This is a genomic window from Martinezella calliandrae (assembly GCF_030272695.1).
Taxonomy (GTDB): domain Bacteria; phylum Pseudomonadota; class Alphaproteobacteria; order Rhizobiales; family Rhizobiaceae; genus Rhizobium; species Rhizobium calliandrae.
Genome location: NZ_JARFYN010000218.1, coordinates 1 through 446, shown reverse-complemented (window position 1 = coordinate 446; position 446 = coordinate 1). Strand labels below are relative to the sequence as shown.

At 62.3% G+C, this 446-nt stretch carries 1 pseudogene; it reads left to right on the top strand.

Going from position 1 to position 446, the window contains the following annotated elements:
- Window positions 1-95: 95 nt before the first annotated feature.
- Window positions 96-446, top strand: a pseudogene (locus tag PY650_RS36820) (esterase); the annotation flags it as partial.

Sequence of the window (446 nt, the reverse complement as noted above, 5' to 3'; positions counted from 1 at the left end):
CGGCATCGTCGTGGGCACCGCACTGACACTGCTCTTCCTGCCCGCGCTCTATGTCGCCTGGTTCCGGATTCCCCGTGAGGTCGAGCAGAACTGAGATGACGACATCGCTCTCGCACCCTGGGCGAAATGCCCAGGGTTTCAACGGATATCGTGTGACGGCGACGATCGCGAGCATTCATTGCGCGTGCAAGACCATCCCCATCCTCGTCGCCCTCTCTCTTGTTACATCCAGTTGCGCCAACCGGGCGCAGGATGTCCTTCGGCCGCTTGCCGTCGCCCCGACCGGTACGAGCCGAGTCACCATGCTGGTCGCCACGACGCGCAAGCCATCGGATGATCCCGGCAAGCTCTATTCCGGCGATCGCGGCACGGCGATCTCCCTCAATAGTGTCGAGGTGTCTATACCTCCCGACCGCAACCGCAAGATTGGCGAGGTACAATGGCCG